This window comes from Caulobacter sp. NIBR1757 (assembly GCF_027912495.1).
GTDB lineage: Bacteria > Pseudomonadota > Alphaproteobacteria > Caulobacterales > Caulobacteraceae > Caulobacter.
Genome location: NZ_CP115463.1, coordinates 2,025,837 through 2,039,361, shown reverse-complemented (window position 1 = coordinate 2,039,361; position 13,525 = coordinate 2,025,837). Strand labels below are relative to the sequence as shown.

Annotated in this window: 13 protein-coding genes; 6 read left to right on the top strand and 7 right to left on the bottom strand. The window is 69.3% G+C overall.

The genetic code is table 11. The features are described 5' to 3' along the window. Positions 1–47: 47 nt before the first annotated feature. Complete coding sequence (locus O5I81_RS09995) at positions 48–1,484, bottom strand: UdgX family uracil-DNA binding protein (RefSeq protein ID WP_271068798.1); 1,437 nt, start codon at positions 1,482–1,484, stop codon at positions 48–50. Next, positions 1,481–2,701 (bottom strand): putative DNA modification/repair radical SAM protein, encoded by a 1,221-nt coding sequence (locus O5I81_RS09990; RefSeq protein ID WP_271068797.1) that lies wholly within the window; start codon positions 2,699–2,701, stop codon positions 1,481–1,483. The genes O5I81_RS09995 and O5I81_RS09990 overlap by 4 nt, the downstream gene beginning before the upstream one ends. Before the next feature lie 77 nt (positions 2,702–2,778). Between O5I81_RS09990 and O5I81_RS09985 the strand changes: the two genes are divergently transcribed. The 5 genes from O5I81_RS09985 (at position 2,779) to O5I81_RS09965 (ending at position 7,746) form a co-directional block, all read left to right on the top strand. Beyond that, positions 2,779–3,663: a transglutaminase family protein gene (locus tag O5I81_RS09985; RefSeq protein ID WP_271068796.1), complete on the top strand. Its 885-nt coding sequence runs from the start codon at positions 2,779–2,781 to the stop codon at positions 3,661–3,663. A gap of 40 nt (positions 3,664–3,703) precedes the next feature. Further along, the gene (locus tag O5I81_RS09980) at positions 3,704–3,850 is read left to right on the top strand and encodes a hypothetical protein (RefSeq protein WP_271068795.1); all 147 of its coding nucleotides are present in this window, start codon (positions 3,704–3,706) and stop codon (positions 3,848–3,850) included. Positions 3,851–4,012: 162 nt separating this feature from the next. Then, the gene (locus O5I81_RS09975; RefSeq protein ID WP_271068794.1) at positions 4,013–4,927 is read left to right on the top strand and encodes a hypothetical protein; all 915 of its coding nucleotides are present in this window, start codon (positions 4,013–4,015) and stop codon (positions 4,925–4,927) included. Between the two features lie 336 nt (positions 4,928–5,263). Then, positions 5,264–6,727 (top strand): MFS transporter, encoded by a 1,464-nt coding sequence (locus O5I81_RS09970; RefSeq protein ID WP_271068793.1) that lies wholly within the window; start codon positions 5,264–5,266, stop codon positions 6,725–6,727. After that, a complete protein-coding gene (locus O5I81_RS09965; protein ID WP_271068792.1) occupies positions 6,724–7,746 on the top strand; it encodes an ABC transporter ATP-binding protein in 1,023 nt (340 codons plus the stop codon). The genes O5I81_RS09970 and O5I81_RS09965 overlap by 4 nt, the downstream gene beginning before the upstream one ends. Positions 7,747–8,041: 295 nt before the next feature. On the opposite strand, the gene O5I81_RS09960 is transcribed toward O5I81_RS09965, so the two are convergent. From O5I81_RS09960 to O5I81_RS09940, 5 genes are all read right to left on the bottom strand, one after another. Beyond that, positions 8,042–9,106 carry a Glu/Leu/Phe/Val dehydrogenase dimerization domain-containing protein gene (locus tag O5I81_RS09960; RefSeq protein ID WP_271068791.1) on the bottom strand — a complete coding sequence of 355 codons (1,065 nt, stop codon included), beginning with the start codon at positions 9,104–9,106 and terminating at the stop codon, positions 8,042–8,044. Between the two features lie 76 nt (positions 9,107–9,182). Next, positions 9,183–10,190, bottom strand: coding sequence for an alpha/beta hydrolase (locus tag O5I81_RS09955; RefSeq protein ID WP_271068790.1), 1,008 nt, complete (start codon positions 10,188–10,190; stop codon positions 9,183–9,185). After that, positions 10,187–10,771, bottom strand: a complete 585-nt coding sequence (locus O5I81_RS09950; RefSeq protein ID WP_271068789.1) for a uracil-DNA glycosylase family protein — start codon at positions 10,769–10,771, stop codon at positions 10,187–10,189. The genes O5I81_RS09955 and O5I81_RS09950 overlap by 4 nt, the downstream gene beginning before the upstream one ends. 15 nt (positions 10,772–10,786) lie before the next feature. Continuing rightward, positions 10,787–11,416: a glutathione S-transferase family protein gene (locus O5I81_RS09945; RefSeq protein WP_271068788.1), complete on the bottom strand. Its 630-nt coding sequence runs from the start codon at positions 11,414–11,416 to the stop codon at positions 10,787–10,789. Positions 11,417–11,419: 3 nt separating this feature from the next. Further along, complete coding sequence (locus O5I81_RS09940; RefSeq protein ID WP_271068787.1) at positions 11,420–11,707, bottom strand: DUF3253 domain-containing protein; 288 nt, start codon at positions 11,705–11,707, stop codon at positions 11,420–11,422. Positions 11,708–11,834: 127 nt separating this feature from the next. Between O5I81_RS09940 and O5I81_RS09935 the strand changes: the two genes are divergently transcribed. Continuing rightward, positions 11,835–13,502 carry a tyrosinase family protein gene (locus O5I81_RS09935; RefSeq protein ID WP_271068786.1) on the top strand — a complete coding sequence of 556 codons (1,668 nt, stop codon included), beginning with the start codon at positions 11,835–11,837 and terminating at the stop codon, positions 13,500–13,502. Positions 13,503–13,525: the final 23 nt, after the last annotated feature.

Genomic DNA, 13,525 nt, shown 5'->3' with positions numbered 1-13,525 from the left:
CGCCTGCCCTCCCCAATTCGGGGAGGGAGGAACAGCGCCCAGTCCCTTCACGCCGCCAGCCGCCACGCCAGCGCCAGGTCCTCGACCAGCGCCGCGAACCCCTCCGCCTTGGCCTTCGCATCCGGCACGCGCAGCAGGAAGGACGGGTGATAGGTCACCACCCCCTGGGCCTGGTCATCCAGCTGGATGGCCCGCCCCCGGCTCGCCGCGATCGGCATAGCCTTGCCGAACACCGCCTGCGCCGCTGTCGCCCCCAGGGCCACGATCACCTTTGGCCGGATCAGCCGCCGCTCACTGTCCAGCCACCAGCGACAGGCGACGATCTCCGGCGCCGCCGGCGTCTTGTGGATCCGCCGCTTGCCGCGCAGCTCGTGCTTGAAGTGCTTCACCGCATTGGTGACGTAAGCCGCCTCGCGCGGCACCCCCGCCTTCTCCAGAGCCTGGTTGAACACCTGCCCGGCCGGCCCGACGAAGGGCCGACCGGCCAGGTCCTCCTGATCCCCCGGCTGCTCGCCGACGACCATCAGCCGGGCCCGCGCCGCCCCCTCGCCCGGCACGCCCTGGGTGGCGTCCTTCCAGAGGTCGCAGCGGCGGCAGCCATCGACGCCGGCCACCAGTTCTTCGAGCGAGGTCGGCTGGCCCTCACCGAACGGCGCATCGCGGGCGGCGGCGCGGGCGGCCTTGATGGCGTGGCGGGAGGGCTCGGTCGGCGCGGCGGCGACCATGGCGGCGGTCCTTTCCCCGGCGCTGGCGATCAGCTCCGGAATGAGCCGCGCCTCCGGAAGGTTGCGCCAATAGCGCTTGGGCATCTCGGCTTGCATGGCCTTCACCTTCAGCCGGGCCGGGTTGAAGATCGCGGCGTAGTAGGTGCGCCAATACTCCTCCAGCACGTCGTCGGCCGGGGCCTGGTCGCGTGAAACACCGGGCGAAAAGGCCAGCGCCTCCCCGTCCCAATGGCAACAGAGGTCAGGCGTCAGGATCGAGAACAGCATCCCCGTGAACCGCCGCACGAAGAAGCCCGACGTCCGCTCGACGACGTAGTGCGCCGGCTCGAACCAGGCGGCATAGGCCTCCGGTTCGGTCCCCTCGATCCGACGGAAGCGCACGAAGGCCTTCATCTTGTGGCTGGCGCGGGAGACGTTCTTGGCCATTTCGCGGGCCCGGGCGACGTCCGCGTCGGTGATGTCGAGCATCAGGTTCTGCTCTGCCTCCAGCCGCCAGAGCAGCCGATACAGCAGGTCGAACCGATCCCCGCCGCGGTGGCAGATGACATCCTGCGCCAGCTCGACGAAGGCCCGCGGCGTGCGGAAGGCCGGGGCCGCGTCCGAGGCCTCCTCGACCCCGCCCGGCTCGGCGAAGAGATCGCCTTCGCCCGCCACCGTCCAGGCGACGCGCGTCGGCTCCACCCCGCCCAGCCGCAAGGCCCGCGCCGCGAGCCGCCAGCCCTCGAAGTCGGTGGGTCCCGCCAGCCGAACCTGCCTCACAGCAGCCTCGGCTGTTCCGGCGCCACCTGGGCCCGAAGGTCCAGCCGGTCGGTCAGCGAGCCGGGCGTCCAGTCCTCCGTGACGATGAACGGCTTCACCTTCTCGACGCCCCGCGCCAGCCGCTTCACATCCTCCAGCCGCAACCGCTTCTGGCGCCGCAGCGCGATCATCCGGTCAACCGTCTTCACCCCCAGCCCCGGCGTGCGCAGCAGCGTCTCGCGGTCGGCCCTGTTCACATCGACCGGAAAATCCTCGCGATGGGCCAGGGCCCAGGCCAGCTTCGGATCGATGGCCAGGTCCAGATTGCCCTCGTCCCCGACAATCTCCTGCCGCTCGAAGCCGTAGAACCGCATCAGCCAGTCGGCCTGGTACAGCCGGTGTTCGCGCATCAGCGGCGGCCGCTCCAGCGGCAGGTTGCGCGACGCATCAGGGATCGGGCTGAAGGCCGAGTAGTAGACCCGCCGCAGGCCGTAGCCGCCGTACAGCCGCGCGCTGCGGTTCAGGATCTCACCATCGCTGCAGGCGTCCGCCCCGATGATCAGCTGCGTCGATTGCCCGGCCGGGGCGAAGCGCGGCGGCTTCGTCTTGCGCCCCTTTTCCTTGCCCTCGTCGATGGCCAGCTTCACCCCGCCCATCGCCTTCTTGATCACCCGCACGTCCTTCTGCGGGGCCAAATGGCTCAGGCTGGCGTCGCTCGGCAGCTCGATGTTGATCGACACCCGGTCCGCATAGAGCCCCGCCTCCAGCACCAGGGCCGGCGAAGCCTCGGGGATCAGCTTGAGATGGATATAGCCCCGGAAATCGTGGTCGAGCCGCAGCGCCCTGGCCACCCGCACCATCTCTTCCAGCGTGTAGTCGCCGCTCTTGATGATCCCCGACGAGAGGAACAGCCCCTCGATATAGTTGCGCTTGTAGAAGCCCAGCGTCAGGTCGACGACCTCCTGTACCGTGAACCGGGCCCGGGCCACGTTCGAACTCACCCGGTTGATGCAGTAGGCGCAGTCGTAGATGCAGAAGTTGGTCAGCAGGATCTTGAGCAGGCTGATGCACCGCCCGTCCGGCGCATAGGCGTGACAGATGCCCATGCCCTCGGTCGACCCCACCCCCTTGCCGCCCACGGAGTCGCGCTTGTTCGACCCCGACGAGGCGCAGGAGGCGTCGTATTTCGCGGCGTCGGAGAGGATGGAGAGTTTACGCTTGCGATCGAGCACGGCCATGACCGCACTCTAGTGTTCCCATTTTGTTCTAACAATGGCCGCGTCACAAAAGGTGTTTGGAACCAAAGGCTTCCCGCATGGCTTTCGCCACCGTGGCACGCCTCATGATCCAGCACGAAACCCGCTACCACTACGAAAAACCGGTAGCCTTCGGCCCCCAGCGCCTGATGCTGCGGCCGCGCGACAGCCATGGGCTGAAGGTCGAGAAGGCCTCGATCGCCGTCGGCCCGCCCGGCGCCCTTCGCTGGACCTACGACGCCTACAGCAACTGCGTCTGCTGGTTCACCCCCGCCGGCGAGTCCACCGAACTGGTCATCATCAGCCAACTGGTCATCGAGCGGTTCCCCGCCCCCCTGCTGCCGTTCCAGCCCGACAACCCCCACACCGCCATGCCGATCGTCTACAGCCGCGACGACCGCGCGGCGCTGGCCCCCTACATGATCCCCGAAAGCGACGACGACGTCCTCGTCAACGCCTGGCTCAAGGACCAGATGGACAAGCCCGACGAGCCGGTCCTGGAATTCCTGCTGCGCATCAACCGCACCATCGACGGCTTCGGCTACAAGGCCCGCTACGAGGAAGGCGTCCAGACCCCGGCCGAGACCCTGCGCGGCCAGTCCGGCACCTGCCGCGACTTCGCCTGGCTGATGGTCGAGGTGCTGCGCCGGGCGGGCTACGCGGCGCGTTTCGTCACCGGCTACCTGCATAGCCCCCGCGCCACCTTGCGCGGGGCCGGCGCCACCCATGCCTGGTGCGAGGTCTTCCTGCCCGATCTCGGCTGGACCGAATTCGACCCGACCAATGGCCTGGCCGAATCCCCCGATCTCATTCCTGTCGCCGTCAGCCGCACCCCGCGCGAGGCCGCGCCGGTCAGCGGCACCCTGATCGGCGATCCGGGCAAGAGCACCCTCACTGTCAATGTCACCGTTTCGGCCGCCGACGACCTGGCGACGGCCGCCTGAAGGGCCCGAAAGAGGCCTTCATCGCAGGGAGTAGCGCGTCATGACCTCCAATTTCCAGCATCAGGAACCGTCCTGGCGGGACGCCTTCTGCAAGTCGGTCCCCGAGCCGCAGCACGGCCAGAAAGCCGACAAGGACGCCGCCAGGAAGGCCGACAAGCCCGTCCCCAAGCGCCGCCCGGCCCATTGACCGCCCAAACTGCGTGTAACCTCGAAGACCCGCGATACGAAAAGTGATCGCGGCGGGCTCGCCTGCCCCGCGACTGGGCTTGCTTGCGCTCCGGGGCAGGTTAACCTTCCTTAATCGGGGACGTGCTCGGGGGAGCAGATGCGGCCAATTGCCGGGATAGCCTTGACGAGCCTGGCCGCCGTGTCGATCGCGGCCCTGTCGGCCGTTTCGGTCACCGGCGCCGGCTCCGACGGCCTCACCGACACCGGGATGATGAAGGATGCCGACGTCGCCGGCGTCTTCTCCGGCACGGCCCGTGCGCCCGAGGATCCGGACGCGCCGATCCGCACCGCCCGCTTCGACGACACGCCCGTCGCTCCCGTCGAACTGGCCGGCGGCCCCGCCAAGCCGATCATCCACCCGGCCCAGGTCGTCGAGATGGCCAGCGCCGACGCCCGGCCCGCTCCCAATGCCGAGGCCGTCATGCTGGCCCGCTTTGTCCCCAAGAGCGATCCGCCGCCCACCGGCTATGCCGAGCCGCGCGTCGCCGCCTACGCCAGGCCCGCCGTGCGCCAGGCCATGGCGCCCTCGTCCACCCCCATGGGCCTGCTCAACCCCATGCGCCGGGTCAGTTTCAGCCTGACCAACGAGAGTCCCCTCAACCCGGGCTCCGGCCTGTCCTTCGGCGGCCGCGACAGCCGCCAGAATCCCGCCGCCCAACAGATCGCCCCGCGCGGCCGGCAGTTCGACGCCAAGCGCCTGGGCCTGCAGGTCGATGTCTCCCCGGCCCGAACCAAGAAGGGCCGCTGGTTCGCCTTCGCCGCCACCTCCGGCGACGCGCTTGGCTTCAACTTCGGCGACAAGGGCCGCAAGCAGCAGCGCTGGTCGATCGAGAAACTGGCCGAGTACGGCAAGGTCCAGCTCGGCATCGGCTGGCGCAAGGGCCCGATGCAGATCTCCGCCGCCGCCACCCAGCGCGAAATCGGCGCCTACGGCTACAGCCGCGACGACACCGTCTTCGGCCTCTCCTTCACCGTCAGCGGCGGCAAACGCCTCCCCGCCCCGAAGGCCCGCCGCGGGATCCCGCGCGGCGATTAGCACCGGGTGACTGTCCTCCGGCGCGGCCGGATGACTGTCACCGTTCGGCGCCGTTGATCAATTGCCGCACCCGACCATGCTTTCCCTTCTCCCTAAGGGAGAAGGAGGGGCCCGCCGCGAAGCGGTGGGAGGAAGAGGGTTTAGGGACAGTAGGGGTTTCGCGCCAACTCGGCAGCCACCGTAAACCCTCTCCTTCCCACGCGCCTTCGCCGCGCGTGCCCCTTCCTCGCCCTCGCGGGAGAGGAGCTGACCAGCCGCATGACGCCAGACAGGCGCGTTCTTGAGACAATCCGATTGACGGCTTGATGATTGCCGCGACGGGGCTACTAACACCCCGTGTCCGACCTCCCCCCCGCTCAGGACGTCCCCCTCCCCGCCAAACCCGCCGCGCCGCCGCCGGGCTCGACCGGTTCGCGTCTCGCCTCGCTCGCCGTGGCCAGCGCCCTGTTCATGGAGTTCATCGACTCCACCTCCCTCTCGACCGCCCTGCCGACCCTGGCCAGGGCCTTCGACGCTGACCCCGTCCATCTCAAGCTGGCCCTGACCAGCTACATCCTGGCCCTGGCGGTGTTCGTGCCGGTCAGCGGCTGGGCGGCCGAGAAGTTCGGGGCGCGGCGGGTGTTCCTGGTGGCCATGACCGTCTTCCTGGCCGGCTCCGTGCTCAACGGCTTCGCGACCTCGCTGCCGCAGCTGGTCTTCTTCCGCATCATCCAGGGCATGGGCGGGGCCTTGATGACGCCGGTGGCCCGGCTGATCGTCGTCGGCTCGACGCCGAAGGAAAAGCTGCTCACCGCCATGGGCTGGTTCACCATGCCGGCGCTCGTCGGCCCCCTGATCGGCCCGCCCCTGGCCGGCTTCGTGCTGTCGGTCGCCGACTGGCCGTGGATCTTCTGGCTCAACGTGCCGGTCGGCCTCCTCGGCATGATCGCCGTCATGCGCTTCGTGCCCCATATCCGCACCCCCGACCCCGGCCGCTTCGACTGGAGCGGTTTTGCCCTGTCGGCGGCGGCGATCACCGGCGTCGTGGCCGTGGCGGAGACGGCCGGCGTCGGCCTGATCCCCTGGCCCCTGCAGATCGCCCTGGTCATCACCGCCCTCGCCTGCGGCTGGAGCTACCTGCGCCTGGCGGCGACCAAGGCCCGCCCGATCCTCGACCTCGGACTGCTGCGCTACCAGACCTTCCGGGCCAGCATCCTCGGCGGGACCTTCGTCCGGCTGGGCGTCGGAGCCGGACCCTTCCTGATGCCCCTGCTGCTGCAGGTGGCGCTCGGCTGGACGCCGCTGCAGGCCGGCTCGGTCACCCTGGCCGGCGGCCTGGGCGTGCTCGGCGCCCGCCCCTTCGCCGCCTTCGTACTCAGGCGCGTCGGCTTTCGGGTGATGCTGACCAGCTTCGTGGTCATCGCCGCCCTCCTGACCGCCGCCCCCGGCTTCTTCACCAGCGCCACCCCGGCCGCCCTCATCATGCTGCTGCTGTTCCTCGCCGGCTTCTCGCGGGCCAGCCAGTTCATCTCGGCCAACACCATCGCCTTCGCGGAAATCCCCACCGAAAAGGTCCCGGCGGCCTCCACGCTGCAGGCGGTCAGCCAGCAGATCGGCCTGGCGCTCGGCATCAGCTTCGGCGGCCTGATGCTGCATCTCGCTCGCGGGTTGGGCGGCCACGACGCCCTGACCCCGGCCAGCTTCACCCTGCCCTACCTGGCCATCGGGGCTGTGACCCTGCTGGCCGTGCCGGTCTATCTTGCCCTCGATCCGCGGGCCGGCGCCAATATCAGCGGCCACCGCCGACGGGAGGACGCATGACGCTGGCGCTGGAAGTCCGCGACGTCCGCCGCGCCTACGGCGCCGTGCAGGCCCTGCGCGGCGTCACCCTGACGCTTGAGCCTGGCGCCATCACCTGCCTGCTGGGCCCCAGCGGCTGCGGCAAGAGCACCCTGCTGCGCCTGATCGCCGGGCTCGAACCGGTCGATGGCGGCGAGATCCTCAAGGCCGGCGCCCTGGTCTCCGGCCCCGGCGTCCATGTCCCGGCCGAAAGGCGCGGCATCGGCTTGGTCTTCCAGGACTACGCCCTGTTTCCCCACCTCAGCGGCTTTGGCAACGCCGAGTTCGGCCTGCAGGCCCTGCCCCCCGCCCGGCGCAAGCAACAGGCCGCGGACGCCCTGGCCCGCGCCCACATCGGACAGCGCGGCGACGCCTTCCCCGGCCAGCTCTCCGGCGGCGAGCGCCAGCGCGTCGCCCTGGCCCGCGCCATCGCTCCGGCTCCCTCGGTCCTGCTGCTCGACGAGCCCTTCTCCGGCCTCGACGGCATGCTCCGCGCCCAGGTCCGCGACGCCGCTCTCGAAACCCTGCGCCAGAGCGGCGCCGCCGTGCTGATCGTCACCCACGACGCCGAGGAGGCCATGCGCATGGGCGACCAGCTGGCCCTCATGCAGGCGGGCGCCATCCTGCAGTCGGGCACCCCCGAGGACTGCTACCTGCGCCCGACCAGCCTCGACGCCGCCCGCCTGCTCGGCCCGGCCAACGCCCTGCCGGCCCGCATCGAAAACGGCATGGCCGTCACCGCCTGGGGCGCCTTCCCCGCCGGCCATGGCGGCGACACCGTCATCGCCCGCCCGGAAGCCTTCGTGCTGTCGGAGAAAGGCGTCCAGGCCGAAGTGCTCGAACGCCACTACGCCGGCGCCCGCTGCGACCTCAAGCTGCGCGCGGGCGACAGCGCCATCAACGCCCGCGTCCCCAGCCTGAACGCCCCCAGGGTCGGCGACCGCATCCACGTCCGCCTCGACCCGGCGCTCTGCACGATCGTCAACGCCGGCGAGGTTTGACACCCCCAAAAACATCCAATTTGTTCAATGGCTTACGAATATGTCTAGACATATTCATCGGAAAAATCGGCCTGACGCCGCCATTTTCGAGCCGGGCAACGGCCGCGTAGGCGCAACGCCTCACCAGTACGTCAACATTCCCCGCCCCGGCGCCAACGCCCTGTCAACGCCGGCGCCTACATTCACCGCGCCCATGACAACCACAATGTCACGTCAGATCAGACACTTACGCAAAAACACCCTCTTCCCTCGGCGGCCGCGTGGTATAGTCGTTGACCGCTTCGATAGGCGACCGCTAGCGCCGCGCCCCGGCGGCGATCCGCTCCCGCGCCATCTCGTTGGCCACGGCATGGGTCGGCCGCCCTTCGGCCACGGCGCGGTCCAGCACCTGCGCCAGGGTCAGCGCCAGGGTGTCGAGCTTCGTATCGACCCAGGCCTGGTCGAAGGCGCTATCGGACTCAAGGCCGCGGATCTCCGCCGCCACGTTGATGATGCCGCCGCCATTGATGACGTAGTCGGGGGCGTAGAGCATGCCCTTCTCGAACAGGGCCTGACCGACTTCCGGCGAGGCCAGCTGGTTGTTCGCCCCGCCCGCCACGACCCGGCCCTTCAGCCGGCCAAGCGTGTCGAAGCTGACCGCCCCGCCCAGGGCGCAGGGCGCGAACACCTCGGCCTCGACGTCAAAGATGGCGTCGGGCGCCACAACCCGCGCGCCGGTGCGGGCGGCGACGGCGTCCAGGGCCGGCTGGTTGACGTCGGTGATGATCAGTCTGGCCCCGGCCGCGTGCAGCTTGTCGGCCAGGTAGGCGCCGACATGGCCGACCCCCTGGATGGCGACGGTGACACCGTTCAGGTCCCGGCCATAAGCCCGCTCGACGCAGAGCCGAACGCCCCGGAACACGCCCTCGGCGGTCACCGGGCTGGGGTCCCCCGAGGCGGCCTTGTGGCCTTCCAGGCCGGCGACGTAGCGGGTCTCCTTGCGGGCCTCCTCGAGGTCGGCCGGCGAGACGCCGACGTCCTCGGCCGTCCAGTAACGGCCCCCGACGCGCTCGACGGCGCGGCCGAAGGCCTGGAACAGCTGCGGAGTCTTGTCCTTGCGCGCATCGCCGATGATCACCGACTTGCCGCCGCCCAGGTCCAACCCGGCCATGGCGTTCTTGAAGCTCATCGCCCGCGACAGCTTCAGGGCGTCTTCCAGCGCCGCTTCCGCGCTCTCGTACGGCCACATGCGGCAGCCGCCGGCGGCCGGGCCCAGGGTGGTCGAATGCACCGCGATGATGGTCTTCAGACCCGAGGCCGGATCGGAGAAGGCGTGGACGCCTTCATGGCCTTCAAAGGACGGAGAATCGAACAGGGTCATGCCAAGAACTTCGCGTTTGGGGGAAGAGCGATGCGCGAGAGGCGATCTACGCCGCACAAGCCTTCCTCACAACCCTTCAAACGCGGGAAGGCTTCGCTCTGGGCGGGGGAATGCGCGGCGCGCCCGAAGGCAGCGGCGCCTCGGGGGTCAGCATGAAGCTGGCGGCGTCGTCGATGACCGTCTGGCGCTGATGATCGCGGATCAGCAGGTGATAGCCCTTGGCGTAGAAGGCGGTCCTGTCGCCGGCTTTGAGCCTCGCCGCCGCCTGCCGCGACGGGGCCTCCGGGATTACCTGGTCGTTGGCCCCGTAGAGGTAGGCGACCGGAACCTTGACCGCCCCGATCTCCGCCCAGGCCGCTTCCATCAGGTCCACCAGGCCGCTGATCGTGTCGGGCCGGGCGCCCCAGATCATCAGCCGGTCGCGGCCCATGGCCAGCATCTCCTCGCGATTGTCCGAGGGATGGATGGTGTTGGTCAGCCAGCCGGGCGGCTCCACCGGCCGGTCCGGGGTGATCCGGGCGGTGATCCACAGCACGGTCTTGTAGGGCAGCGGCTGGCTGGACCAGCCCCACACCGCCGGGGCCAGCAGCAGCAGCCGGTCCGCCACCGGCGGCCGGTCCGAGGCGAAGGCGCAGATGGCCACCGCCCCGCCCATGCTCTCCCCCGCCACCACCACGGGCACGCCCGGATGCCGGGCCTTAACCAGGTCCACGAACACCCGCAGGTCCTCGCTCATCAACTCACGCCCGGCCCAGATGCCCCGCCCGACCGAGCGGCCGAAACCGCGCTGGTCGAAGGCATAGGTGGCGATGCCCCGCGCCGCCCAGTCGGGCGCGGCCATGTGAAAGGCGTTGGCGTAGTCGTTCATGCCGTGCAGACCGACCAGCACCACCTTCGGCTCGCCCTGCGTCGGCCAGCGGCTCGTCCCCAGCCGCGCCCCGTCGAAACTGACGAACCACTCGCCGTCGAAGCCAGGTCCGGCAAACTCCGCCGTCGGCGTCAGCGGCGACTGCAGGGCCATCGGCGCGCAGGCGCTCAAGGCCGAGGCGGCGACGGCGCTGAGCAGGAACAGGCGGCGGTTCATTCCGCCAGAATGTCAGCGACCCGATGGCGAAGATAGGGCGTCACCTCATCCTCGAACCACGGGTTGCGCTTCAGCCAGGCCGTGTTGCGCCAGCTGGGATGCGGCATGGGCAGATAGTGGGGCAGATACTCGGTCCAGGCCGCCACGGTCTCGGTCATGTTGCGTTTGGCGCGGTCGCCCAGCGCCCAGACCTGCGCATAGCCGCCGACCAGCAGGGTTAGCTCCATCTTCGGCAGCGCCGCCATCAGCCGGGGCCGCCAAAGCTGGGCACAGCGCGGCGGCGGCGGGAAGTCGCCGCCCTTGGGATTGGTCCCCGGAAAGCAGAAGGCCATGGCCGCCACGCCGATCTCCGGCCGGCCATAGAAGGTCGCCCGGTCGATGCCCATCCAGGACCGCAGCCGCTCGCCCGACGGATCGTCGAACGGCAGCCCGCTCTCATGCACCCGCCGCCCGGGCGCCTGACCGCAGATCAGCAGGCGCGTCCGGCCCGAGACCCGGGTCACCGGTCTCGGCTCATGCGGCAGTTCACCGGCGCAGGCGCGGCAGGCGGCGATATCGGCAAGAACGGCGTCGAGGCTCATCCCTGCCGAACGCGGCTAGCGGCCAAACATCTTCGATTCGCGCGCCACCATGGCCGCGAACGACGGCCGCGCCAGCATCGCCTCCGACCAGGCCATGGTCCTGGGCCAGCGCGACAGGTCGAACTGCAGGTGGCGCAGGTTGGCGAACGGGCTGGCCACGGCGATGTCGGCCAGGCTCAGCTTGCCGCCGACCAGGAACTCGCCCGGCTCGGGCGCGAGGCTCTCCAGATAGTCGAGCACCGGCTCCAGCGCCTTCTCGCCCTTCTTCGCCGCCTCCTCGTCGCCCTGCATCTTCAGCAGGGGCGCGACGACGCGGTTGAAGAACATCGGCCCCGCCGCCGCGACCATGATGGTGTCGGCGAACTCGTCGAACCAGATGACCATGGCCCGTTCCCTGGCCTCGGCCGGGATCAGGGCCGGTTCAGGCTTGGTGGCCTCGAAATAGTGGATGATGGCGCTGGAGTCGCAGACCGTGAAATCCCCGTCCCGCAGGGCCGGGATCTTGCGGAAGGGGCTGACCGCGTCGAACTCCGGGTCCGGCTGGCCGAACCGCGTCGGCTTGCTCTCGACCTCGATGCCCTTCTCGGCCGCGGCCGCCAGGGTCTTGCGCACGAACGGCGACAGTGTCCCGCCATAGACGATCATGATTCAGTCCTCCCCGTTATCAGCGCCGCCGCTTGGAATGACGTCGCCTTCCATTGGCAGTCTAAGCCGATACACACCTTTGAAGGTATCGGGATCGGCCGGCTTGTTGTGCCGCAGGATCACCACCTGACCGGCCCGCGCCATGCCGACGGCCGTCGAACGCACTTGGCCCAGCGCCCGCTGCCAGCGCTCGGGCAGGATGATCTTGGCGACATTGGCCGGGTCGATGCTCTTGCCGGCCGGCAGGTCGGCGAGCTGGGAGAGGATGGCGTCTTCGATGGGCGAGGTCATGGGGAGGCAATACACCGCCCGGCCCGCAAGCCAAACCCGGTCGATCCAAGCGGGCGATGTCAATTATTCCCTTTGAAGTTGTACGCCCCGCCCACATACTTCCGGTTCAACACCAAAGGGGGCGATGATGAGCCAGTTCGAACAGACCCGTCGGATCTTCATGGCGACGACGGCCGCCGCCGCCGCCGCCGGGACCACGGCCTTCGCCGCCGCGCCGGCCAGGACCGCGCCGAAATATACCCGCTACAATCTCAACAGCCCCAAGGGCCAGGAGATGCTGAAGAGCTACGCCAAGGGCGTGGCCGCCATGCTGGCCCTGCCGGCCGACCATCCGCAGAACTGGTTCCGCAACGCCTTCGTCCACCTGATGGACTGCCCGCACGGCAACTGGTGGTTCTACGTCTGGCATCGCGGCTTCATCGGCTACTTCGAGGAGACCATCCGCAACCTCAGCGGCAACCCGGAGTTCGCCCTGCCCTACTGGGACTGGACCGAGACCCCGAAAATCCCCGCCGGCCTGTTCGACGGCCCGCTGACCCCGACCGACGCCGCCTTCGCGCCGACGACCGGCAACCTCAACATCTTCACCAGCAAGATGAAGCCGGCGATGAAGGCTTACTGGGACAAACTCAGTTCGGCCCAGCGCTCACAGCTGATCAAGCGCGGCTACAAGACCTTCGACCTGATGTGGAACGACGTCACCGGCTACAGTCCCTCGGCCGACGCCGGCATCTCCGGCAACATGGCCTACGCCATCACCTGCGGCTCTCGCTACCTGTCGCCGGACAACCCGAACTTCGACGCCAAGACCCTCGACGCCGTCTCGCCCAGGAAGATCGCCGCCGGCCTGTCGCCGCTCGACTACTACAACGAGGACAACACCAAGAGCTTCACCAGCTCCAAGACCCCGTCGCACAACACCGCCCCCAGCGGCGCGACCAAGTTTTCGGTGCTGGAGGGCTTCCCGCACAACAAGGTCCACAACTGCATCGGCGGCGTCGGCGCGGTCGATCCGGGGCCCTACGGGTCGATGACCAACTTCCTGTCGCCGGTCGATCCGATCTTCTTCATGCACCACGCCAACATGGACCGGCTGTGGGACGTCTGGACCCGCAAGCAGGAGAAACTGGGCCTGCCCATCCTGCCGACCGGCCCCGACCTGCGCACCCTGTCGGAGGAGCCTTTCCTGTTCTTCGTCAACGGCCAGGGCGAATATGTCGGCTACTCCAAGGCCGGCGCCTATCTCAGCACCGCCGCCTTCGACTACGGCTACGAGCCGGCCCGCGACGATGGCCTGCTGCTGACCGCCAGGCCGAAGCTCAAGGGCCGCAAGGCCGCCGCCCCCTATGCGGTCATGGCCCAGCCCGACGGCCCCGGGGCCACGGCGGCCATCCCGCGCGGCGTCATCGACGACCACCTGGCCGACCGCCTGCCCGCCCCGCTGATCGCCCAGGTGACCATCGCCCGGCCCGGCGGCTATTCGACGACCCGGGAGTTCGACGTGCTGATCAATGCCCCGCCTGGTGTCACCCATGTCGAGGCCGACAGCCCATACTACGCCGGCACGGTCTCCTTCGTCGGCCCGATCATGGCCATGCACGGTGATCATGGCGATCACGGCGGCATGGAGATGTCGGCCGACACCACCTTCGCCGTGCCGCTGCCGCAACGGCCGCAGGCCTTCAACCTTCTCGGCGCGACAGCGCCGGTAGCCGTCAACATCCGGGTCATCCCGGCCCACGACCGCGACGCCGCCGCGCCGATCCTCAAGGCGGTGTCGGTCCACAGCTACTAGGACATCAGCTTCGGGGGCTTGAT

Coding starts and splice junctions, on each gene's coding strand:
- O5I81_RS09985 (WP_271068796.1), top strand. CDS start 2,779: ATGGCTTTCGCCACCGTGGCACGCCTCATGATCCAGCACGAAACCCGC.
- O5I81_RS09950 (WP_271068789.1), bottom strand. CDS start 10,771: ATGAGCCTCGACGCCGTTCTTGCCGATATCGCCGCCTGCCGCGCCTGC.
- O5I81_RS09980 (WP_271068795.1), top strand. CDS start 3,704: ATGACCTCCAATTTCCAGCATCAGGAACCGTCCTGGCGGGACGCCTTC.
- O5I81_RS09955 (WP_271068790.1), bottom strand. CDS start 10,190: ATGAACCGCCGCCTGTTCCTGCTCAGCGCCGTCGCCGCCTCGGCCTTG.
- O5I81_RS09945 (WP_271068788.1), bottom strand. CDS start 11,416: ATGATCGTCTATGGCGGGACACTGTCGCCGTTCGTGCGCAAGACCCTG.
- O5I81_RS09935 (WP_271068786.1), top strand. CDS start 11,835: ATGAGCCAGTTCGAACAGACCCGTCGGATCTTCATGGCGACGACGGCC.
- O5I81_RS09960 (WP_271068791.1), bottom strand. CDS start 9,106: ATGACCCTGTTCGATTCTCCGTCCTTTGAAGGCCATGAAGGCGTCCAC.
- O5I81_RS09940 (WP_271068787.1), bottom strand. CDS start 11,707: ATGACCTCGCCCATCGAAGACGCCATCCTCTCCCAGCTCGCCGACCTG.
- O5I81_RS09965 (WP_271068792.1), top strand. CDS start 6,724: ATGACGCTGGCGCTGGAAGTCCGCGACGTCCGCCGCGCCTACGGCGCC.
- O5I81_RS09990 (WP_271068797.1), bottom strand. CDS start 2,701: ATGGCCGTGCTCGATCGCAAGCGTAAACTCTCCATCCTCTCCGACGCC.